At 70.9% G+C, this 22,563-nt stretch carries 18 protein-coding genes; 8 read left to right on the top strand and 10 right to left on the bottom strand.

The features are described from left to right. Window positions 1–16: 16 nt before the first annotated feature. The 8 genes from thrC (at window position 17) to VKN16_14500 (ending at window position 9,934) form a co-directional block, all read left to right on the top strand. Window positions 17–1,363, top strand: coding sequence for a threonine synthase (gene thrC, locus VKN16_14535; protein ID HME95421.1), 1,347 nt, complete (start codon window positions 17–19; stop codon window positions 1,361–1,363). Then, window positions 1,363–2,589: an aminotransferase class I/II-fold pyridoxal phosphate-dependent enzyme gene (locus VKN16_14530; GenBank protein ID HME95420.1), complete on the top strand. Its 1,227-nt coding sequence runs from the start codon at window positions 1,363–1,365 to the stop codon at window positions 2,587–2,589. Before thrC ends, VKN16_14530 begins: the two co-directional genes overlap by 1 nt. Before the next feature lie 164 nt (window positions 2,590–2,753). Then, a complete protein-coding gene (locus tag VKN16_14525; GenBank protein HME95419.1) occupies window positions 2,754–4,283 on the top strand; it encodes an ABC transporter substrate-binding protein in 1,530 nt (509 codons plus the stop codon). A gap of 42 nt (window positions 4,284–4,325) precedes the next feature. Then, window positions 4,326–5,240 (top strand): ABC transporter permease, encoded by a 915-nt coding sequence (locus VKN16_14520; GenBank protein ID HME95418.1) that lies wholly within the window; start codon window positions 4,326–4,328, stop codon window positions 5,238–5,240. Between the two features lie 8 nt (window positions 5,241–5,248). Further along, window positions 5,249–6,157, top strand: coding sequence for an ABC transporter permease (locus VKN16_14515; protein ID HME95417.1), 909 nt, complete (start codon window positions 5,249–5,251; stop codon window positions 6,155–6,157). A gap of 205 nt (window positions 6,158–6,362) precedes the next feature. After that, entirely contained in the window at window positions 6,363–7,967 is a 1,605-nt protein-coding gene (locus VKN16_14510) for an ABC transporter substrate-binding protein (GenBank protein HME95416.1), read from the top strand. A 22-nt stretch (window positions 7,968–7,989) separates the two neighbouring features. Then, a complete protein-coding gene (locus VKN16_14505) occupies window positions 7,990–8,964 on the top strand; it encodes an ABC transporter permease (GenBank protein HME95415.1) in 975 nt (324 codons plus the stop codon). Between the two features lie 7 nt (window positions 8,965–8,971). Further along, complete coding sequence (locus tag VKN16_14500) at window positions 8,972–9,934, top strand: ABC transporter permease (GenBank protein HME95414.1); 963 nt, start codon at window positions 8,972–8,974, stop codon at window positions 9,932–9,934. Between the two features lie 289 nt (window positions 9,935–10,223). Here the strand turns inward: VKN16_14500 and VKN16_14495 are convergent, their stop codons facing one another. From VKN16_14495 to VKN16_14450, 10 genes are all read right to left on the bottom strand, one after another. Then, window positions 10,224–11,612 (bottom strand): UbiD family decarboxylase, encoded by a 1,389-nt coding sequence (locus tag VKN16_14495; protein ID HME95413.1) that lies wholly within the window; start codon window positions 11,610–11,612, stop codon window positions 10,224–10,226. 47 nt (window positions 11,613–11,659) lie between these two features. After that, window positions 11,660–13,546 (bottom strand): TRAP transporter permease, encoded by a 1,887-nt coding sequence (locus tag VKN16_14490; protein ID HME95412.1) that lies wholly within the window; start codon window positions 13,544–13,546, stop codon window positions 11,660–11,662. Then, a complete protein-coding gene (locus VKN16_14485; GenBank protein ID HME95411.1) occupies window positions 13,539–15,206 on the bottom strand; it encodes an amidohydrolase in 1,668 nt (555 codons plus the stop codon). Before VKN16_14485 ends, VKN16_14490 begins: the two co-directional genes overlap by 8 nt. Next, complete coding sequence (locus tag VKN16_14480) at window positions 15,194–16,177, bottom strand: TAXI family TRAP transporter solute-binding subunit (GenBank protein ID HME95410.1); 984 nt, start codon at window positions 16,175–16,177, stop codon at window positions 15,194–15,196. The genes VKN16_14485 and VKN16_14480 overlap by 13 nt, the downstream gene beginning before the upstream one ends. Window positions 16,178–16,307: 130 nt before the next feature. After that, a complete protein-coding gene (locus tag VKN16_14475; protein HME95409.1) occupies window positions 16,308–17,615 on the bottom strand; it encodes an adenylate/guanylate cyclase domain-containing protein in 1,308 nt (435 codons plus the stop codon). Window positions 17,616–17,707: 92 nt separating this feature from the next. Then, window positions 17,708–18,811 carry an FAD-binding oxidoreductase gene (locus VKN16_14470; GenBank protein ID HME95408.1) on the bottom strand — a complete coding sequence of 368 codons (1,104 nt, stop codon included), beginning with the start codon at window positions 18,809–18,811 and terminating at the stop codon, window positions 17,708–17,710. A 13-nt stretch (window positions 18,812–18,824) separates the two neighbouring features. Continuing rightward, window positions 18,825–19,460 carry a peroxiredoxin gene (locus VKN16_14465; GenBank protein ID HME95407.1) on the bottom strand — a complete coding sequence of 212 codons (636 nt, stop codon included), beginning with the start codon at window positions 19,458–19,460 and terminating at the stop codon, window positions 18,825–18,827. A gap of 37 nt (window positions 19,461–19,497) precedes the next feature. Then, window positions 19,498–20,061 carry a cysteine dioxygenase family protein gene (locus tag VKN16_14460; GenBank protein ID HME95406.1) on the bottom strand — a complete coding sequence of 188 codons (564 nt, stop codon included), beginning with the start codon at window positions 20,059–20,061 and terminating at the stop codon, window positions 19,498–19,500. A gap of 24 nt (window positions 20,062–20,085) precedes the next feature. Beyond that, the gene (gene sseA / locus VKN16_14455; GenBank protein ID HME95405.1) at window positions 20,086–20,940 is read right to left on the bottom strand and encodes a 3-mercaptopyruvate sulfurtransferase; all 855 of its coding nucleotides are present in this window, start codon (window positions 20,938–20,940) and stop codon (window positions 20,086–20,088) included. Beyond that, a complete protein-coding gene (locus VKN16_14450) occupies window positions 20,937–22,535 on the bottom strand; it encodes a rhodanese-like domain-containing protein (GenBank protein ID HME95404.1) in 1,599 nt (532 codons plus the stop codon). The genes sseA and VKN16_14450 overlap by 4 nt, the downstream gene beginning before the upstream one ends. Between the last annotated feature and the right edge of the window lie 28 nt (window positions 22,536–22,563).

Here is a 22,563-nt window from a genome sequence, read left to right as displayed (position 1 = left end):
CTATACTGGGGCCGGCATGGCATACAACGCGTGGTTCTCCTGCATCAACGGCTGCCCCGGCGAGTTCGACCTGCGCGAGGTCATCTACCGATGCCCGACCTGCGGCGACCTGCTCGAGGTGCAGCACGACGTGGACGCGCTGCGCGCGCGCTCGGCCGCGGCGTGGATCCAGCTCTTCGACGACCGCTACCGGCGCAACATCTATCCCTACGGCTCCGGCGTCTGGGGCAAGAAGGAATGGGTCGTGCCGTTCATCGACAACCAGAACATCGTGTCGATGTACGAGGGCAACTCGAACCTCCTGTGGGCAGACCGCTACGGCAAGCAGCTGCGCGTCGAGGATCTCTGGATCAAGCAGTGCGGCAACTCCCACACCGGGTCTTTCAAGGACCTGGGCATGACGGTGCTGGTCTCGGTGGTGAAGGAGATGATGGTGAGCGGCGCGCCGATCGACGCGGTGGCGTGCGCCTCCACCGGCGACACCTCCGCCGCCCTCGGCGCCTACTGCGCGGCCGCCGGCATCCCCGCGGTCGTGCTCCTGCCCAAGGACCGGGTGTCGATCGCCCAGCTCGTGCAACCCCTCGCCAACGGGGCGCTCGTCCTTTCGCTCGACACCGACTTCGACGGCTGCATGGCCATCGTGCAGGAGATCACCAAGGAGAAGCGGATCTACCTGGCCAACTCGATGAACAGCCTGCGCATCGAGGGGCAGAAGACGGTGGCCATCGAGATCGTGCAGCAGTTCGACTGGGAGGTGCCGGACTGGATCGTGATCCCGGGCGGCAACCTCGGCAACGTGCACGCCCTCGGGCAGGGCTTCATCATGATGCAGGACCTCGGGCTCGTGAACCGGCTCCCCCGGATCTGCCTGGCCCAGGCCGAGCGGGCCAACCCGCTCTACCGCTCGTTCCAGGACGACTTCAAGCACTTCGAGCCGGTCACCGCGCAGCCGACCCTGGCCACCGCGATCCAGATCGGCAACCCGGTGTCGGTCAAGCGCGCGATTCGTACGCTGCAACGCTTCAACGGCGTCGTCGAGCAGGCCAGCGAGCAGGAGCTGGCCGACGAGGCGGCCCGCGCCGACCGTACCGGCATGTTCAACTGCCCCCACACCGGCGTGGCGCTGGCCGCGCTGCGCAAGCTGGTGGACCGCAAGGTCGTCCGCTCGAGCGAACGGGTGGTGGTGCTCTCGACCGCGAATGGACTCAAGTTCGCCGACCAGAAGGCGGCCTATCACATGGGAACCCTCGAAGGCATCAAGCCCGCCCATCGCAACAAGCCCGTCGAGCTGCCCGCGGACGCCAAGCGCGTGGCGCGGGCCATCGCGCGCCACGTCGAGAAGGCGCGCGCGCTCCTGAGCTGATGGCCGCGCCTCTCGAGCCCGAGCGGCCCGGGTCGGCGGATCCGGCGCGCAAGCCGGTCGGCCCCAGCACGCTGGCGGTGCACGGGGGCGAGGTGCGGCCCAAGCCGGCCCACGCCCTCGCCACCCCGATCGTGCAGACCGCGACCTACACCTTCGCCAACACCCAGGAGCTGAAGGACCACTTCGACGGCAAGATCGAGCGCGTCGAGTACGGGCGCTACGGCAATCCCACCCAGCGCATCGCCGAGGCGAAGCTGGCCGCGCTCGAACGGGCGGGGGACTGCCTGCTCTTCGCCAGCGGCATGGGCGCGATGACCACCGCGCTGTTCGCGATGCTGTCGCGCGGCACCCACGTGGTGGTCACCGACGACAGCTACCGGCGCACCCGCCAGTTCCTCAACCAGACGCTGTCGCGCTACGGCATCGAGGTCTCCACGGTGCCCGCGGGCGACTACGAGGCGCTCGAGGACGCGATCAAGCCCACCACCCGCGTGCTCGTGAGCGAGTCGCCGACCAATCCCTACAACCGCATCCTCGACCTGGAGCGCTTCGCGGCCATCGGCCGGAGCCACCGGGTGAAGACGGTGATCGACGCCACCTTCGCGACGCCCTACAACCAGCGGCCGCTCGAGTGGGGCGTGGACGTGGTGGTGCACTCCGCCACCAAGTACCTGGGCGGCCACAACGACCTGCTGGCCGGCGCGGTGCTGGGCTCGGCCGAGCTGGTGGCCGGTATCCGCGGGCTGCAGGGCATCACCGGGGCGACCGTCGATCCGTTTGCCGCCTACCTGCTGGTGCGCGGGCTCAAGACCTTCGCGCTGCGCATGGAGCGCCAGAACGCCAACGCGCAGGCGGTGGCCGAGTTCCTGGTCGGCCACCCGCGGATCGCCGCGGTGCACTACGCGGGCCTGCCGGGCCACCCGGAGCACGCCATCGCGCGCAAGCAGATGCGCGGCTTCGGCGGCGTGGTGTCCTTCGAAATCGCGGGGGATCTGGACGCGGCGTCGCGCGTGGTGGACGCGTGCACGATTCCGTACATCGCGGCCTCGCTGGGCGGGGTGGAGACCCTCATCGAGCAGCCGGCGATCATGAGCTTCTACGAGCTCACGAGCGAGGAGCGCCTCGAGATCGGGATCAAGGACAACCTGATCCGCTACGCGGTGGGCATCGAGGACGCCGACGACCTCATCGCCGACCTCGCCCAGGCCCTCGACCGCGCCTTCTGACGGGGTCAGGTCTTGCAATACGACATTTTCTGGCCTCGCGGCGTCTCACTGCGCCGGCAAAATGTCGTATTGCAAGACCTGACCCCAGCTTGTCGTCGGGGGGGCGGGTGTGGTATACATCCGCCACCTTTGAGGTCACCGCTGGTTTCTCCGAGGAGCTCCTCATGAAGCGATGCGCCCCACTGGCTGTCCTCGTCCTGGCAACCCTGATGCTGGCCGCGATTCCCGTCGCGGTGTCCGCGCAGGCCAAGGACACCCTGGTCGTCGGCCTGGTCTCCCACGCCCCCACGCTCGACCCCCACATGCACTTCGAGCGCGTCGGCATCCTGGTCAACATCAACATGTTCGACTCGCTCCTACACCGGAGCACCAAGCTCGAGTTCGAGCCGTCGCTGGCCACCTCGTGGAAGGCGCTCTCGGACACCCAGTGGGAGTTCAAGATCCGCAAGGGCGTGCGCTTCCACAACGGGGAGATCATGACCCCGGCGGACGTGAAGTACTCCTTCGACCGGGTCATCGACCCGGCCAAGAAGTCGCCCCAGTACGGCAACGTCCGCGCGATCAAGGAAGTGCGCGTGATCGACGCGGAGACGGTGCACATCATCACCGACAAGCCGTTCCCGCTCCTGCTGGAGCGGCTGGTGTTCTTCCCCATCGTCAACAAGAAGCACGTGGAGGCGGTGGGCGACCAGGCCTTCGGGACGACCTCCCCGGTCGGCACCGGCCCCTGGAAGTTCGTGGAGTGGAAGCGGGATCAACTGATTCGCCTCGAGGCGTTCGATCAGCACTGGCGCGGCAAACCCCCGTTCAAGCATCTGATCTTTCGCGCCATCCCCGAGAACGCGACCCAGGTGGCCGAGATCAAGACCGGCGGCGTCGACATCATCCGCAACGTCTCGGCGGACATCGTGCCCGAGCTGAAGAACCACCCCCAGGCCTACATCTCCTCCACCCCTATCCTGCGCGTGCACTACGTGAACATGGACATGCGCACCGCGCCATTCGACAAGAAGGCGGCGCGCCAGGCCGCCAACTATGCGATCGACAAGACCACCGTCATCCAGAAGCTGATGGCCGGGCTCGGCACCCAGGTGGCCACCGTCGTGCAGCCGCTGGCCTTCGGGTTCGATCCCGAGGTGAAGCCGTATCCGTACGATCCGAAGAAGGCCAAGGAATTGCTCACCCAGGCCGGCTACCCGAACGGGGTCGACATCACGCTGCACAGCGCCTCGGTCGCGGACCGTCCGTCGTTCGAGGCCATGGCCCAGATGCTCACCGAGGTCGGCATCCGCACGACCCCGCGCGCGTGGGATCCGGGCCCGGCGTGGAACAAGTTCTTCCAGACCGAAGGCAAGGCCACCAACGGCCTCTACGGCACCTGGGGCAACTACTCGGTCTTCGACGCCGACGCGGTGCTGCACCCGCTCTATCACACCGAGCAGGGCGGTTGGATCGGCAAGTGGTACACCCGCGTGGAGGGCCTGGACCGGCTCATCGACGAGGCGCGCTCGAGCGTGGACCAGCCCAAGCGCAAGCGGATCTACTCGCAGATCCAGCAGCTGATCCGCGAGGAGGCGCCGACCATCTTCCTGTGGACGCAGTACGACACGCTCGGCATCTCCAAGAAGGTGCAGTACGCGGCCCGGCCGGACGAGTGGCTCTGGCTCTACGACGCCAAGCCCGCGGCCCGCTGACGCGGGAGGACCCGCGCGCGTTGATCGCGTGAGGCCCCGGGCGTGCTGAGCCTGCTGACGCGCCGGCTCATCCGCCTGGTGGTCGTGCTGGTGGGCGTGTCGGTCGTCACCTTCTCGATCCTGCAGGTGAGCGGCGACCCGGTGTCGCTCATGATGCCGGAGGCCCCCGAGTCTGACCGGGCGGTGCTCCGGCAGGCCATGGGCTTCAACGATCCGCTGCCCGTGCAGTTCGCGCGCTTCGTGCGCAACATCGCGCGCGGCGACTTCGGCCAGTCGTTCTTCCACCGCGAGCCGGCCCTGCCGCTGGTGATGCAGCGGATGCCCACCACGCTGCTGCTGACCGTGCTGGCCATGGCCCTGTCGCTCGGCCTGGCCCTGCCGATCGGCATCGTGAGCGCGGTCCGCCGCAACTCGGTCGTCGATCACGGGGCCACGCTGCTCGTGTTCCTCGGCACGTCCATGCCCGTGTTCTGGACCGGCATCATGCTGATCCTGCTCTTCGCGGTCCAGCTTCGCTGGCTGCCGGTCTCGGGCTGGGAGAGCTGGGCCGCGCTCGTGCTGCCCGCCGCGACCCTCGCCACCTTCTCCACCCCGCTGCTCCTCCGCATCGTCCGCTCGAGCATGCTCGAGGTCATCAACCTGGACTACGTGCGGACCGCGCGGGCCAAGGGCGTCTCGGAGTGGCTCGTGATCTGCCGCCACGCGCTCACCAACGCGGCCCTGCCGCTGGTGACGGTGGCCGGGCTGCAGTTCGGCCTGCTGCTGGGCGGCGCGGTGATCACCGAGACGGTGTTCGCGGTGCCCGGCGTGGGCCGGCTGATCGTCGGCGCGATCCGCCAGCTCGACTTTCCCATCGTGCAGGCCGGCGTGTTCCTGCTCGCCCTCATCATCGTGCTCGTCAACTTCGTGGTGGACGTGCTGTACATCTACCTCAACCCGCAGATCCGGGTGCGCTGAGGCCCGCGGTGGCCATCCGAACGCTCGCCTCGCCGCTGGACGCCCGCGACCGGGCCGAACGGGCGACGGAGCGGTCCCGGGTCTGGCGCAAGTTCGCGCGCAACCCGGCCGCCATCGCGGGCGCGCTGGTGCTCGTGGTGGTGGTGGGCGCGGCCATCTTCGCCCCCTACGTGGCCCCCCAGGACCCGGCCCGCCAGAGCCTGATCCGGCGCTTCACCCCGCCGGTGTGGGCGCCGGCCGGCAACGCCGCCTATCCGCTCGGCACCGATCAGGTCGGCCGCGACATCCTGAGCCGCATCGTCTACGGGGCCCGCGTGTCGCTGATAGTCGGCATCGCGGCGGTGCTGGTGAGCCTCACCGTCGGGGTGACCCTCGGTCTGCTGAGCGGCTTCCTGCAGGGGCGAGTCGACACGGCCATCATGACGGTGGTGGACGTGACGCTGTCGTTTCCCCAGCTGCTGCTCGCCCTGGCCTTCGTGGCCGCGCTCGGCCCCAGCCTGGCGACCATCATCGTGGTCCTCGGGCTCACCGGCTGGGAGCGCTACACCCGCGTGGTGCGGGCGGAAGTGCTCGCCCTCCGCGAGAAGGACTTCGTGGAGGCCGCGCGGGCGATCGGCGCGAGCCCCGTCCGGACCTTGCTCCGGCACCTCCTCCCGAACACGTTCTCCTCGATCATCGTCATGTCCACCCTGCAGGTCGCGCAGGCCATCCTGCAGGAGGCCGCGCTCTCGTTCCTCGGGGTAGGGACCGGGAACGTCTACCCCACCTGGGGACAGATGATCGCCCTCGGCCGCGATTTCGTGAGCGTGGCCTGGTGGCTGCCGACCTTCCCCGGCCTGGCCATCCTGCTGACCGTGCTGGCCATCAACCTGGTCGGTGACCGGCTCCGGGACGCGCTCGATCCCCGCGTGACCTGAAAATTCAGTTGCAAAGCGCCCGGCAACGGGGGCACACTCCCGCAACGTCCCGATTCCCCGTCCGCTGTCCCGCGGACCCCGGGAGCAAGCCTGACGTGATCCGACGCGTGTCCAACAGGAGGAGTCCCGACCCCATGCAGTGATCTCATGTAACGACCTATCTTGCCCGCACGGCGACACCCGGTCGCCGGAAGGAGTCATGCCGATGAATCGCCGACCCTTCCCGCTCGCCCTGATCGCTCTGATCGTCTCGCTCGTTCTCGTGTCCGGCACGGCGCTGGCCCAGACGCCAAAGCGCGGGGGCACGCTCCGGGTCAGCTACGGCAACGAGATCTCCAACCTCGATTTCCACACCGCCCCCGGCTACGAGATGATGTGGGTCGCCATGAACGTCGGGTGCGGCCTCGTCAACATCACTCCCGACGGCAAGTTCGTGGGTGACGCGGCGGAGTCCTGGCAAGTCTCCTCGGACTACCTGACCTACACCTTCAAGCTCCGGCCCAGCGTCCTGTTCCACGACGGCACCCCGGTGGACGCGGCGGCGGTGAAGTTCAGCATCGACCGGCTGAAGGATCCGGCCACCAAGTCGGGGATGCGGGCGTTCTACGATCCGGTGCACTCGGTGGAGGTGCTGGACCCGCGGACCGTCCAGGTGCGCCTGAAGCAGCCGTACGCTTTCTTCCTGCACATGCTCGCGGCCTACCGGACCGGGCTGGTTCTCTACTCGCCGACCGCGACGGCCAAGTTCAGCCTCGAGGACCGCAAGCAGGGCAAGCCGGGCGCGGTGGTGGGCTGCGGCCCCTTCCGCCTGGTCGAGTGGGTGAAGGGCAACCACCTGGTGATGGAGCGCTTCGACAAGTACTTCGTCTCCGGCCTGCCGTATCTCGATCGCGTCGTGATCCGGACCATCAAGGACCCGGTGACCGAGATGGCCGCGTTCAAGGCGGGGGAGATCGACTTCATCGCGTCGTTCTCGCCCGAGCACGTCGACACCCTCAAGGCCCAGAGCCCGAACGCGGTGGTCATGACCGGCAAGGAGACCACCCCGATGCTGGCCGCGATGAAGGTGACGGTGCCCAAGGACGGCAAGCCCATGTCCGCGGAGCGGGCGCCCCATCCGATCTTCGGCGACCTGCGCGTCCGCAAGGCAATCGGCTGCTACGGCATCGACCGGCAGGAGATCGTGAAGATCGCGTTCAAGGGCAAGGCCACTCCGTGGGTGGGGATGAATCCGCCCGGGACGCTCGACACCGTGGACGTCAACTCGATGTGCCCCTACGACCCCGCCAAGGCCAAGGCCATGCTGGCCGAGGCCGGCTACGGCCCGTCGAAGCCGCTGACCTTCGAGCTGATGGCCGACACCGAGAAGTCGGTGTTCAACGTCATCGCCACCGTGATCAAGGAGCAGATGACGCGCATCGGGGTGACCGCCAACATCCGCCTGGTCGACAAGGTCAGCTGGATGAACAGCACCCTGCAGGACGGCCCGTGGGACATGTACGTGGAGGACCTGCTCTCGCTGATCACGCTCGACAGCAACGGCTACCTGTCGAACAGCACCTCGACCTGGAGCCATCCGCGCCACAACGACAAGCGGGTGGACGAGCTCTACGCGAAGTACGCGCGGGAGATGGACGCGGGCAAGCGCAAGGCGATCGCCAAGGAGATCCAGGAGTTCTTCGTCGAGAACATGTACTGGAACAACATCTCCGGCTCGCCGTTCTACATGGTGGCCCAGCCGTGGATGAAGGGCTACACCTACAACGCGGAGTTCGAAGTGCACTACGACACCGTCTGGCTGGACAAGTAGGCGCGCCCCCGCCGGGGCCACGATGCGCGTCTATCTCCTCAAGCGGCTGATCCAGATCGTGCCGACGGTCGTCATGATCACCTTCGTGGTGTTCCTGATGATGCAGTCGATCCCCGGCGATCCGGTGGTGGCCCTCCTGGGCGACGCCTATACCGAGGAGGACGCGGTGAAGATTCGTGAGGCCTACGGGCTGGATCAGCCGGTCCTGGTCCAGTACTTCATCTGGCTCGGCAAGCTCGCGCGCGGGGACTGGGGCATCTCCATCCTGACGGGCCGGCCGGTGCTCCAGGACGTGCTGGTGCGCCTGCCGGTGACCCTCGAGCTCATCGTGCTGTCCATGGCCGTCGCGCTGCTGATCGCGATCCCCGCCGCGATCATCGGCGCGCTGCGCCAGAACACGTGGGCTGACTACACCGCGACCTCGGTGGCCATGATCGGGGTGTCGATCCCCGAGTTCTTCGTGGGGGTGCTCCTGCTGCTCGCCTTCTCGGTGGGGCTGCACGGGGTCCTGCCCAGCTCGGGCTGGGTCTACCTGCCCGGCACGTGTCCGAACATGGTCTGCGGGGTCAGCTTCTGGGGGAACATGCAGCACGTCCTGATGCCGGCCATCGCGCTGGGGATCGGGCGGGCCGCGATCCTCACCCGGCTCCTCCGGGCGAGCATGCTCGAGGTCATCCGCACCGAGTACGTGACCACCGCCCGGGCCAAGGGACTGAGCGAGGGCCCGGTCATCCTGAAGCACGCGTTCAAGAACGCCTTGATCCCGACGGTGACCGTCATGGGGCTGCAGGTCGGCTTCCTCATCGGCGGGGCGATCGTGGTGGAGACGCTCTTCGCGATGCCCGGTCTCGGCACCTTCGGCATCGACGCGATCATCGCGCGCGACTACCAGCAGGTGCAGGGCTTCGCGCTCATCACCGCGCTGGCCTTCGTGATCATCAACCTGCTCGTCGACATCACCTATACGTTCCTGGATCCGCGGATCCGGTACGCGTGAGGAGCCCATGGCCAACGGCGGCGACTCGATCCAGGTGGACGTGAGCCAACCGAGTATCGGCGACGGCGCCCTCGGCGCGGCCGGGCTGGCCGTCGATCTCGTGGCGGCCCGGCGTGGTGAGTCGCCGCTGGTCCAGGCGATGCGGCGGCTCGGCAAGAGCACCACCGCGCTGGCCGGTCTCGTCATCGTGGCCATCCTGGTCCTGGTCGCCATCTTCGCGGACGTCCTGGCGCCGGACAGCCCGATCGCCAGCGACCAGACCCAGACCTTCGCATCCCCGAGCGCGGACCACCCGCTCGGGACCGACCAGCTCGGCCGCGACATGCTGAGCCGGGTGATCCACGGCGCGCGCGTCTCGCTGGCGGTGGGCGTGTCCTCGGTGGTGTTCGCGCTGTTCCTGGGGGTGCCGCTCGGGATGATCGCCGGCTACTACGGCGGCCGGCTCGACTCGGTGATCATGCGCCTGATGGACCTGGTCCTCGCGTTCCCGGTCTACCTCCTCGCGATCATCCTGATGATCATGTTCACCCCGACCGCGGGACCGATCGGGACGATCAAGGTGGTGGCGGCCATCGCCATCGTGCGCATTCCGATCTACGCCCGGCTGGTGCGGGGCAGCGTGCTCTCGATCAAGGAGAAGGAGTACATCGAGGCCTGCCGCGCCCTCGGGGTGCGGGACCCCTCGATCTTCATCCACCACGTGCTGCCCAACTGCCTGGCCCCCATCATCGTGACCACCACGCTCGGCATCGCCACCGCGATCATCGTGGAGGCCACGCTGTCCTTCCTCGGGCTGGGCACGCAGCCGCCGACGCCCTCGTGGGGCTGGGACCTGAAGGCCAACGTCGCCTTCATCCAGGCCAACCCGTGGCTCTCGCTCTTCCCGGGCCTGGCCATCTTCGTCACCGTCCTCGGCTTCAACCTCTTCGGCGACGGCCTCCGCGACGCCCTCGACCCCCGCCTGAAGTAATCCGGACCCCAGCGCCCGGACTCACGCCGCCGCGCCGCGCGTTGGCGATCACCGAGGCCGACGGTGCCGGCCTCCTGGCGAGCGACCGGCGAGCGGCGGGACGGGCGGCCCCCGGCGGGGGGTGGCCGGGTCACCCGTTCCCGGCGACGCAAGCACGAAGCCTCACGTCGCTAGACTGGGAACTGCGGCCCGCAAAAAACGAGCAAGCCGGTCGTGGTGAGAGGCCACCCCCGCCGGGGGCCGCCCGTCCCGCCACTCGGCCGCCTCACGCGTCGTCGGTACGGTGGCCTCAACCGCCGAGACGGTCGACCAGCGCACGAGCCCACGCCATCCGCGCGGGGTCCATCACGAGCTTCCCGGCAAACGGCTCCCCGAACGGCCGCGTGGCGTCGATGCCGAGCTTGGCGGTCACCCCGCGCTCGTCCGCGCTGGGATCGAGCAGCGCCCCCAGGCTGCCGCCGATGGTGACGAGATCGCGGTCGGCCTGCATGCGAGTGGCCACCGCCCACATCACGTCGGACTCGTCGAAGACGTCGATGTCGTCGTCCACCACGATCACCAGCTTGAGGTAGTGATCGACGCCGAGCACGATCGGGATCACGTGCTTGGCCTCGCCGGGGCGGCCCTGCTTGATGGCCACGTAGGCGCTGAACGACGACGTGCCGGACAGCGGCACGTGCACGCCCGCCACGTTGGGGATCACGCGCTGGAGCGCGTTCCAGATCTCCGCCTCGCGCACGAGGCCGAGGGTCGTGATGTGGTCGCCGGCGCGGCCGGAGCCGATCGACTGAAACCACGGCGCGGCTCGCATCGAGATTGCCTTGGCCTGGAACACGTGCTCGGTGGAGCGACGCGAGAAGTAGCCGGTGAACTCCCCGAACGGCCCTTCCGGCTCGCGCACCCCGGGCAGGATCTCGCCCTCGATCACGATCTCGGCGGCGGCCGGCACGGTGAGGTCGATGGTGGCGCACGCCGCGACGTCCAGCGACTCGCCGAAGAGCCCGCCCACTACCTCGAACTTGCCCACCTCGGCGGGCGGGTAGGCGAGCGAGCCCATCGAGACCAGCGGGTGCAGGCCGAGCGCGATCGCGCACGGCAGCGCCTCACCTCGGGCCTCCGCGCGGCGCTGGTACTCGAACATGCGCCGCCGGGAATGGAGGCTCACCCCCATCCGGTCTGCGCCCTTGAGCTGGAACCGGTGGTAGCCTTCCGTCTCCACGCCGGTCTCCGGATCGCGCGCCACCAGCATGCCGGCGGTCAGGTAGCGCCCCGCGTCGCCCGGGAAATACGTCGGGATCGGCAGCCGGCGCAGGTCCAGATCGCGGCCGGTGAGCAGCCGCTCGCGGAACGGAGCGCGTGCGACCACGTTCGGCTTGATGGTCTCCTTGATCCGCCGCGCGTACTCCTGGGCCAGCCGCGCCTCCGGGACGCCGAGCGCCCACGCCAGCGCCTTCCGGCTGGCCACCACGTTGGCGATGATCGGCATGTCCGCGCCGGTCACCTTCTCGAACAGGAGCACGGGCCAGCGCCGGCGCCGCTCGTACTCCAGCACGAGCGCCATGATGTCGTGATCGGTGCTCACCGGCTCGGCCACGTGTACGACCTCGCCGGGGAAGGTCGCCTCGTAGGCGGCGACGAAGTCGCGGATGCCCTGTCCATGCCCCCGGCGCGTCGTCATCGCGGGAATCTTGCCAGAGGCGCCCGACGCGGTCAAACCCCGCCGGCTCACGCCGGATGTGCCGCGCGGGCCGGCCGCGCCGCGCGCTGCGAGATGAACACCGCGGCGAAGCAGGCGAGGCCGACGGTATCGCTCCACGTGCCCGGGAAGATCAGCAGCAGCGAGCCGGCCAGGAGCACGGCGCGCTCCCACCGGCGCGTCGGGGCCCGGAAGTACCCGATGAGGCCGGCCCCGAGCATCACGATGCCGAGCGTGGCGGCCATCGTGCGCCAGATGATGTGCGCCACCGACGGGCTCATCAGCAGCAGCGCGGGGTCGTAGGCGAACGAGAACGGGATGATGAAGCCGGAGAGGGCCAGCATCATGCCGAGCCACTGCGTGCGCCAGACATCCGCGCCGGCGATCGACGAGGTGGCGTAGGTCGAGATCGCGGTGGGCGGGGTGAGGTCGGCGAGGATCCCGAAGTAGAACACGAACACGTGGGCGACCAGCGTCGGGACGCCCAGCTCGACCAGGGCCGGCGCGGCCATGATCGAGGTGATGATGTAGGTCGCGGAGGTCGGCAGCCCGGTGCCGAGCACCAGCGCGGCGACCATGGTGAGTACCAGCGTCAAGAGCAGGTTGCCGCCGGCCAGGCCCACGATGCCGGTGGCGAGCTTCAGTCCGAGCCCGGTCGTGCTCACCACGCCGACCACGATGCCCACCGTCGCGCAGGCCAGGGCCACCGGCATCGCGGCCTGCGCGCTGTCGTGGAGGAGCGCCAGCGCGCGGGCGGGGCCGATGCGGGTGTCGCGCCGCAGCCACGACAGCGCGAAGGCCGCGATCAGCCCCCAGAAGCCCGCGAAGAGCGGCGAGCGGCCGTCGACCAGGAAGTACACCAGCACGGCCGGGCCGCCGAGGAGGTGGAAGTCGCGTCGCACGACCACGCCCAGGCGCGGCAGCGCGTTGCGGTCGAGCACCGGCAGGCCGCGCCGCGCCGCCTCGAAGTGCACCATCACCGCCACCGCCACGAAGTACAGCACGCCCGGGATCGCGGCGGCCACCGCGATCGAGGCGTAGGGCACCTGCAGCGTCTCGGCCATGATGAAGGCAGCCGCGCCCATCACGGGCGGGATGAGCTGGCCGCCCATCGAGGCGCACGCCTCGACGCCGGCCGCGAACTCCGGCCGGTAGCCGGCGCGCTTCATGAGCGGGATCGTGAAGGCGCCGGTGGTGACCGCATTGGCGATCGCGCTGCCGTTGACCATGCCGAAGAGCCCGCTGGAGATCACCGCCACCTTGCCGGCCCCGCCGCGGCTGGCCCCGGCCACCGCGAGGGCGCCGTCGGTGAAGAAGCGCAAGAGCCCCCCGTGGGCCATCACGCTGCCGAAGACCACGAACAGGAAGATGAAGGTGGCCGACACCAGCGCGGGGATCCCGAAGATCCCCTGCGTGGTGAGCGTCTGCTGGTCCACCAGCTTCAGGAACGTCTCGCCGCCGTGGCCCAGGAAGCCGGGCAGCCAGGGGCCGACGAAGGCGTAGGCCACGAAGGCCAGCGCCAGCACCACCAGGGCCGGGCCGATGTGGCGGCGCGCGGCCTCGAGCAGCAGCACGGTGAAGAGCAGGCCGACCACGACGTCCCACCGCTCGGGATCATCGACCAGCGCCATCCGACTGGCGAGGCGCTCGTTCTGCCAGACGAAGTAGGCGGCGCAGAGCAGCGCGAGCCCGGCCGGGATCGCATCGAGCCAGCGACGCCGGCGCCGCCCGGCCAGCCGGGCCGCCGCCTCCGGCGAGTCCGGCATCGGCTCGGTCAGAAAGCCGAGCGCAATGGCGAAGGCCACGTGCACGGGCAGCTGGATCAGCAGGTCGTAGAGGCCGGCCCAGGCGGTGTAGAGCTGGAAGATCGACCACGCGATCGCCAGCCACGTCCGCGGCGCGCGCAGGTCAGGCACGGTGGACGATCTCGCCGCCGACCAGGGTGAGCCGCGCGGTCTGGCCGACCAGCGCTTCGAGCGGCGCGGTCAGCGGGTCGTGCTCGAGCATCGTCAGGTCGGCCGTCCAGCCGGGGGCCAGCCGGCCGCGCTCGCGCTCGGCGAAGGTGACCCACGCGCCCCCCTGGGTCAGCGCGGTGAGCGCCTGCAGGCGCGTCAGCCGCTCACGCTCGCCCACCACCGTGCCGGTGCGCATGTCCCGCCGCGCCACCACCGCCGCGAAGGCCACCCACGGATCGGCCGGCTTGTTGTCGGTGGCGAGGCCGAACGGGATGCGATGCCGGGCGAGGCTCCGATGCGGCAGCAGCTGATCGGCCGCGCCGCCGAGCCGCGCCACCTCGTCGGAGGCGGAGCGGTAGAGGTAGGAGATGGGATTGGTCGTCGCCACCGCGCCGAGCCGCCGGATGCGCGCGAGCTGCTCGGGCGTCGCCGCGTTGAGATGCACCAGCACCCAGCGCAGATCCCGGATCGGATGGCGCTGCGCCACCGTCTCCCACGCGTCGAGCACCTCGGGCAGGCAGCGCGTCACCAGCGTGTTGACGCGCAGGCCGTGGCGCGCGGCCGTCTCCGCCTGCTCCAGGTACGCGGCGGGATCGTTGGCGCTCTCCACGAAGCCGGCCCAGCCGGTGTAGGGCTGCGCCTCGTGCAGGAGGCGGGCGACCGCGGCGTCGCCGCCGTAGTGCAGGCAGATGCCGCCGACCCGCAGCCGGTCGTCTCCGAGCCCGCGCCCGCCGGCCCACGCGGCCAGCGGCGGGATCGCGCGCGGCGCCTCGTCCGCCTCCCACGTCGGGCTGACCGCGAGGCTGCAGCGCAGCCGGATCTCGCCGCGCGCGTGGCTCTCGCGATAGGCGGCCAGCACCTCGGGCGCGATGCCGTGACCCTCGTACACCGCGGTGACCCCGCGGGCCGCGTAGCGCTGCTGCGAGACGCGGAGCGCCCGCACGCGGTCGGCCGGCGTGAAGCGCGGCGCCGCGCGCATGAGGGTGAGCTCGAGCACCTGGATCAGGTTGTGCTCCACGAACAGGCCGGTGGGCTCGCCGGCCGCGTCCCGGACGATCTCCACGCCGGGCGGTGGCACGGTGCCGCGGCCGACGCCGGCCAGCGCCAGCGCGCGGCTGTTGGCGATCGAATGCACCGGCGGCCGGTTCCAGTAGCCCCAGATGCCGCGGATGTAGACGGGGTGGTCGGGCGCGGCCGCGTCGAGATCGACGCGGGTGGGCCAGCGCTTCTCGGCGAGGCCCTCGGGCATCCCCTGGTAGAAGGGCGGGGCGCCGACCGGCATCGTGACGATCCACTCGCCGGGCCTTCGCCGGGCCGCCTGCGCGCGGATGAGGCGCTGGATGTCGGCGATCGAGCGGCAGCGCGCGAGCGAGGGGTAGATCGCCTTGAGGCCCTCGCGGTCGAGATGGGCGTGGGCGTCGACCAGCCCGGGGATCACGGTCGCCCCGCGCAGCTCGATGACGCGGCTGTGGCGGTCGCGCCGGCGCAGGATCTCGGCGCGCGAGCCCGCGGCCAGCACGCGGCCGCCCGCGACGGCGAGCGCCTCGACCACCGGGCGCCGCGGGTCGAGGGTCAGGATGCGCCCGCCGACGAGGACCAGCCCGCCGGCTATTTCATCCACCCCTTCTCGCGGTACGCCCGCTCGGCACCGGGATGGAGCGGAATGCCGACCCGGTCGGGCTGCCACGCGGTCTGCGGGTTGAACGCGGCGAGCCCGCCGTGGCCGCGCACCAGCGCGTCCTTGTTCTCGAGCACCGTCTTCGTCACGGTGTAGGCGATCGGCTCGGGGAGGTCCGTGTTGGTGATCAGCACGGTGGGGAAGCCCACGGTGGTCACCGGCTTCGACTGGCCCTTGAAGGTCTCGGGCGGCATGGTCGCCGCGGTGTAGCCGAGCGGCAGCAGTGCCTTCGTGGTCTCGGGGTCGAGGCCGAGGAACTCCACGTCCACGGAGGACACGATCTCGCTCACCGATGGATGCTTGGGGGTGACCACCGCGAACAGGATGTCGGCGCGGCCGTCCTTGAAGGCGTCGATGATGACGTTGTAGCCGACGTGCTGGGTCGATCCGCCGAAGCCCCGGATCTCGTTGTAGCCGAGCCCGGCGGCCCGCAGCAGCTGGCGGCCCGCGAACTCGCCGAGCGCGCCCACCGGCTGGGTGTAGACGCGCACCGGCAGCTTCTTGTCCCGGATCTCGCGCACCGAGCTGATGCCGAGCTTCTTGGTGGCCATCGCGACCAGATAGTAGGTGTCGAAGCCGCCGACCAGCGCGCGGAGGTTCTCGAGCTTCTCGGTATACGCCTCCTTGCCGTCGTGGGCCCAGCGATTCGTCACCGTGAAGGACAGGCCGAGCGGCGTCTCGTTCTTGGCCACCAGTCGCGGGTTGCCGACCCCGCCCGCGCGCGGCTTGACGTCGATGTTGGAGCCGGGCGGCAGGGTCTTGCGCAGCAATTCGGCGATGGTGGCGCCGTAGACGTACCAGGCGCTGCCGGTGTCGAGGGTCGCCAAGGCGAGGTTCACCGGCGCCGGCGTCTGCGCGTCCACCGTCGACACCGCGACCACCGCGACGAGCACGAGGGCGAGAAGCGTTCTCATCCAGGATCTCCTTTGTGGATCGGTGTCGACACGGGATCGATTGTCGGGAGGACGGGCCGGCGCCATCGCGGGATTCTGCCAGATCGTGGGGGGCCGGTCAAACCGCGGGCTCGCCGGGGCCGGCGATCGCCTATTCCGTCCAGAGATCGATCGGGGTGTCGCGCCCGCGCAGCGCCTGCGGTCCCCGCGCGCTCAGCCCGGTGAGCAGGCCGGGCTCGGCGCCCTCCCGGCGGACCGCCGCGACGAGCGCCTCGCTGGCCACGATGGAGGCGCCCAGCTCGCGCGTGAGGGCCTGCAGCCGGCTCGTCACGTTGGTGGTGTCGCCGACCGTGGCGAAGGCCATGCTGCGGCGGCTGCCGATGTCGCCCGCCACCACCGGCCCGTAGTGCAGGCCGAGGCCCATGCGCAGCGCGGGCCGCCCGGCCGCGGTCCGCTCGCGGTTCCAGGCGTCGAGCGCATCGCGCATGCCGCGGGCGCAGGCCAGGGTGTCGGTGGCGTCGCGCGGCCCCGCGTCCGGCACCCCGAAGGTGGCCAGCAGCGCGTCGCCGATGAACTTCTCGAGGCAGCCGCCGTGGCGGAAGACCTCCTCTTCCATCCGCCCGTGGAAGTCGCGCAGCAGGGTCATGACCTCCTCCGGGGTCATCTCCTCGGCCATGGTGGTGAAGCCGACCAGGTCCGCGAAGAGCACGCCGACCGACTGCCGCCGCACCCGGCCCAGCGGCTCGTCGCGCTCGGCCAGCGTCTCCACCACCTTGGGCGAGAAGTAGCGGGCGAGGTTGCCGCGGGTGCGCTCGGCGTCGAGGCGCTCGGCGACCAGCGCGCGCGAGCGGCGGACGAGCAGCGCCAGCCCCGCGCTCACCAGGAGGAACGCCACGACCTCGTTCTCGAACTTCAGGACCGAGGCGTAGTTCGGATCGAGGTACCGCGAGAGCGGGACCGTCGCGCTCGGCGGGTCGACCAGCGTCTCGGGTCGCGTCGCGATCCAGAGGAACCCGACGGTCCAGGCCCCGGCCCCGCACAGCCCGGTCCACGCGACCAGGGCCGGCCGGAACGAGAAGGCGGCCTGCATCAGCAGCAGGAAGAAGTACATGAACGCGGCCCAGCGCAGCGGCAGGGCCAGCGGCGGCGCGGCGGGGTCGAACGGGTTGGGGACCAGCAGCACCGCGGCCAGCGCGAGCGCATCCAGCAGCATGAACGCGTACGGGGTGATCGGCGGCGCCATCCGGCGCGCGTACAGCCCGAGCTGGACCAGGCCGGTGACCAGGAAAAACGCGGCGGTGCCGAGCACCCAGGCCAGCGCGAGGCCGCGCAGCGGATTGGCCAGCGCGAGCCAGCCGATGATGATCACCACCGCGACCGACCGGGTGGCCGCGGCCAGCATGAGCCCCCGACGCTCCTCCTGCGCGAAGGCCGCGTCGAGCCGGGCTCGCACGCTCACGTCGCCGGATGCCGGCGCGGCGGGGCCCGCGCGGCCGGCGGGAGCCCGAGCGGGAACGGGGACCGCGGATGGCCGGTCCGCCACCGGTGGGTCTACGGGAACCGGGCGGGGCGGTACGGGGCCAGGCGCGGATCGAGCGCGCCGTCCAGGATCTCGGCGGCGGCCACGCGGCCCCACAGCGGCCCGAGCGTGACGCCGCTGTGCGAGACCACGACGTAGAAGCCGTCGACGCCGGGCAGGGCGCCTACCATCGGCCGCTCGTCGCGCGGCATCGGCCGGACGCCGACGCGGACGGCCTCGACGCGCGCCCCGGCCAGGGCCGGCAGATGCGCGGCCACCACCGCGAGGGACCGCTCGGGCGGCCATGGCTCACCGCCCTCGCGCCACGTCTGATCGTGCGCGCCCTCGGCCAGCACGATGCGCCCGCCGCCATCGGGGCGGAAGTGGCAGCCGGGCGCGTGGACCGGGCGCCGCAGCGTTGTGGCCACCGGGGCGGTGTAGATCAGCCGGCCCGGCACGCGGTCGAGCGGCAGGGCCACGCCGGCGAGGGCCGCCACCTCGCCGGCCGCGATGCCCGCGCAGTCCACCACCGAGTCGGCCGCGAAGCGCTCGCCGCCCGCGGTGCGCACGCCGCGCACCCGCGAGCCTTCGATCACGACGTCGGTGACGGGATGGCCGGGCAGGACGCGCGCGCCGCGGCGCCGGGCCTCGGCGAGGAGCGCCGCGACGAACGGGACGACCTCGACGTAGCCCTCGGCGGGTGTCCAGATCACGTGCCCGACGGCGGGGGCGATGTGCAGGTCCGGCTCGATCTCACGCGCCTGTCGCGGCGAGATGCGCTCCACCGGATAGCCCCATCCGGTGAGCCGGTCCACCGCCTGGGCGAGGCGCGCGAGGCCGGTTGCGTCTTCCTCCCAGGCCAGCGCGCCATCCGGGTGGAGCCAGCCGCCCCCGCCCAGCTCCTTGGCGAGGACGGCGTGCTCCTCCATGCTCGCGACGTTCAGCTCGTGATAGTCGCGCGGCGTCTTGCTGAACGAGTTCGTCCAGGCGAAGCTCGCCCCGGACGTGCCGGCGCCGGGCGCGGTGGCGTCCAGCACGGTGACCGTCGCGCCGCGCTCGGCCAGCCGGTAGGCCACGTTGGCGCCGACGCACCCCGCTCCGATCACGAGGGCGTCGGCGCCGGACTTCGCGGACACCGCGCGGGGGCCGCTACTTGTTCGGCTGCGGGGTCAGGCGCAGGTAGGGCTTGAGCGCCTTCCAGCCCTTCGGGAACTTGGCCTTGGCCTCGTCGTCGGTGACCGCGGGCACGATGATGACGTCGTCGCCCTGCTTCCAGTTGACCGGGGTGGCCACCCGGTAGCCGTCGGTGAGCTGGAGCGAGTCGATCACGCGCAGGATCTCGTCGAAGTTGCGGCCGGTGGTCTGCGGATACGTGATCATCAGCCGGATCTTCTTCTTCGGGTCGATCACGAACACGGTGCGCACGGTGTACACCTCGTCGTGCGCGGGGTGCATCATGCCGTAGAGGTTGGCGACCGTGCGCTGCGGGTCGGCCACGATCGGGAAATTGGGCTCGTGCCCCTGCGTCTCCTTGATGTCAGCCATCCAGCCCCGGTGCGAGTCGACCGGATCGATCGAGAGCCCCATGCACTTGACGCCGCGCTTGTCGAAGTCGCTCTTCAGCCGCGCCACGTACCCCAGCTCGGTGGTGCACACCGGCGTGAAGTCGCGCGGGTGGGAGAACAGCACGGCCCACTGGTCGCCGATCCAGTCGTGGAACTTCACCGGGCCCTGGGTGGTCTCGGCGGTGAAATCGGGAGCGGTATCTCCGAGTCTCAGTGACATGTCGTCTTCTCCTGTGTCGAACGGTGGCGGTTGCGGATCAGCAGTTGAGGTATTTCGGGCTCACCAGCGGGGTGACGCGTCCGTCGGGCGCCCAGGTCTTCCGGGCCAGGCCGTGGAGGTCGCGCCCGTAGACGTGGATCTCGAGCGTGTCCCGGGCGGTCGGGTTGTGCATGGCGTGCACCTCGTCGTCGGGAGGCACGAGGCGAGAGACCGCGCCGGGGCCGCAGCGGGTCACGCTCTGCACCTGCAGCGCGGCCCGGCCGGCGGGGCCGTCCAGCACCCGGTAGCGTGTCTCCTCGATCTCGTTGTCCACCACGCCGATGACACCCCACGTCTCGTGATTGTGCGCGGCCGCGCGGTCGCCGGGACGCCACAGCACCGAGGTCACGTTGAACCGCGGCGCGCGGTGGAGCATGAAGCGGCCGCGGCCGCCGTCCGGCGCGCGGCCGCGGAAGGGGACCGGGATCGCGTCGGCATTCTTCACGAGGCGGCCGAGCAGCGGCGCGATCGCCCGCGTGATGGCCTCCGGCTCCGTCGCGTCGGCCGTGATCCGGCCCAGGTCCGCCACGAATTGCTCGAGCGTGTACGTCTCGCCAGCCATCGATGTCTCCCGGGGTGCCTCGCGTCAGGTGACGATCGGGGTGTCGGCGCGGCCGCCCCACTCCGTCCACGACCCGTCGTAGACCGCCGCGTCCCGCCGTCCGAGGCGATAGAGCGCCAGCGCCAGGACCGCGGCGCTGACCCCGGATCCGCACGTCGCCACCACCGGCCGCTCCGGATCGAGCCCGGCCTGCCGGAAGGCGTCCCGCACCTCGTCGACCGGCCGCATCGCGTCGTCGTCGGCGCGAAACAGATCGCCGTAGGGCAGGTTCATGCTGCCGGGAATGTGGCCACCGCGCAAGCCGGGCCGGATCTCGGGCTCGGTGGCGGCGAAGCGGCCGCGCGAGCGCGCGTCGACGATCTGGGCGTCCCGGCGCTCGAGCACCGCGAGCATGCGGGAGAGATCGGCCACCAGGTCCTTGTGGTAGGTCGCGGAGAATCGCCGCGGAGCCGGCCGAGCGGGGCCGGCCTCCACCGGACGCCCTTCCGTCCGCCACTTGCCGAGCCCGCCGTCCAGCACCGCCACGCGCTCATGACCGAACACCCGGAAGCTCCACCAGACCCGCGCGGAGGCGATGAGGCCCTTGCCGCCGTACACCACCACGCGATCGCCTGTCCCGATGCCGAGGGCGCCGACCGCGTCCGCGAAGGGACCCGGGTCGGGCAGCATGTGGGGCAGCGGGATCGAATGGTCCGCCACCGCGTCGATGTCGAAGAACACCGCGCCCGGGATGTGCGCCTGCTCGAACTCCGCGCGCGCGTCGCGCCGCAGATGTGGCAGGTAGAACGTGGCGTCCACGACCTTCAGATCGGGCGCACCCAGGGAGGCGGCGAGCCACTCGGTCGAGACCAGCGGGTCGGGCAGGCGGGCGTCGATCACGTGCGCCGGCTCTCCGGCAGCAGGGCGTGCGGGCTGACCCCCTGCGGATCCAGCGCCTCTTCCCAGCGCAGATAGGCCTCCATCGCCGCGCGCCCGCGCTCGTAAGGCTTCTGCACGACGTCGTCCACCTCGGCGAGCATCGTCCCCGGCCCGGACTCGACCGGGAGACCGGCCGCGGTCCAGGCGGCGAGCCCACCGTCGAGCACCCTGGCGTTGGCGTAGCCCATGCGCCGCAGGGTCGCCGCGGCCAGCGTCGACTGCACGTCGTCCGCGCACGTCACCACGATCGGCTGGTCCTTGTCGGGCGCGACCCGCCCGATGGCCAGCTCGAGCCGGCCCCGGCCGATCCACTGCGCGCCCGGCACGTGACCGCGCAGGTAGGCGTCGCTGGGATCCACGCTGAGCACGAGGGCGTCGCCGATCGGTCCGGCGGGAATGCGATCCACGACGCGATACGCCGCCGCATAGCCGGGCGGGTGGGCGTCCGGCTGGCCGGTCTCGAGTGGTCGGCCGGAGCGCTGCCAGGCGATCACGCCGCCCTCCATCACCGCGACGTGCGGGAACCCCATGCGCTTGAGCCAGCCCGCGGTCATGATCGACCGGCCGAGCCCGTCGCAGATGAGGACGAGCCATCCGGCCCGCACCGCCACGTACTCGTCGGTGGCCTGCACCGCCTGACCGCCCGGCGCCCACTGCGCGCCCGGCACGTGGCCGGCCTCGTACTCCTCCCGGGTGCGGACGTCGAGCAGGACGACGTTCTCCTCGCCCCGTCGCCCCCATCGCTCGGCCACCGCGTCCGGGGAGACCAGCGGCGTGCCGTCCTCGGCGGCCACCCGCACCGCGACGTCGAGGGCGCGCGACCGGCTCTTGTCGGACGGCCGGGGCGCCCAGCGGGTGGCGCCCCGCTCGAGCTCGAGCCCGTCGAGCTGCCAGCCCATGGTGCCGTTCTTCACCGCCACGATGGGGTTCGGCAGGCCCATCCGCCGCAGCGACTCTGCGCCCAGATAGGAGCGGGTGCGTCCGCCGCAATGCACCACGATGGTCTGATCCGGCCGCTCCACCACCTCGCCGATGCGCAGCACCAGCTCGCCGCCCGGCATGCTCCAGGCCCCGGGCAGGCAGCCCCGGTGGTACTCCTCGGGCGTGCGGGTGTCCACGATGACCATGTCGCGGCCCTCGGCCATCTGCGCGGAGAGCTCCAGACAGCTGATCTCGGGGGTCTTGCGCTCGTGCAGCACGTGCTCGCCGAAGACCTTGCTCGGCACGTTGAGGCCCTGGACCACCGGCCGACCCGCGCGCCGCCACGCCTCGAGGCCCCCGGTCAGGACGAACACCTCGCTGTAGCCCAGGTCGGCCAGCGTGGTCGCGGCGAGCGTGGAGAGGGTGCCGTAGTCGTCGTAGAGCACGATGAGGGTGGCCGGGGCGGTCACCAGCGTGGGCAGCCGCATCTCGAGGAGGCGACGGGGCAGCGGCGTGGCCCGGAAGATGTGGCCGCGCTCGAAGGCGGCCCGCTCGCGCACGTCCAGCAGGGCGTACGGGGCGGGCTGTTCCAGCAGCGTCGCCAGCTGCTCGGGGGAGATCGCGCCGGGGTTCATCCCATCGGACGCTAGCCGGGGGAGCGTG

It is taken from the genome of Candidatus Methylomirabilota bacterium, assembly GCA_035315345.1.
Classification (GTDB): domain Bacteria; phylum Methylomirabilota; class Methylomirabilia; order Rokubacteriales; family CSP1-6; genus CAMLFJ01.
Note: the sequence above shows the minus strand (reverse complement) of the source record. Positions and strands in the feature narration are given on the sequence as shown.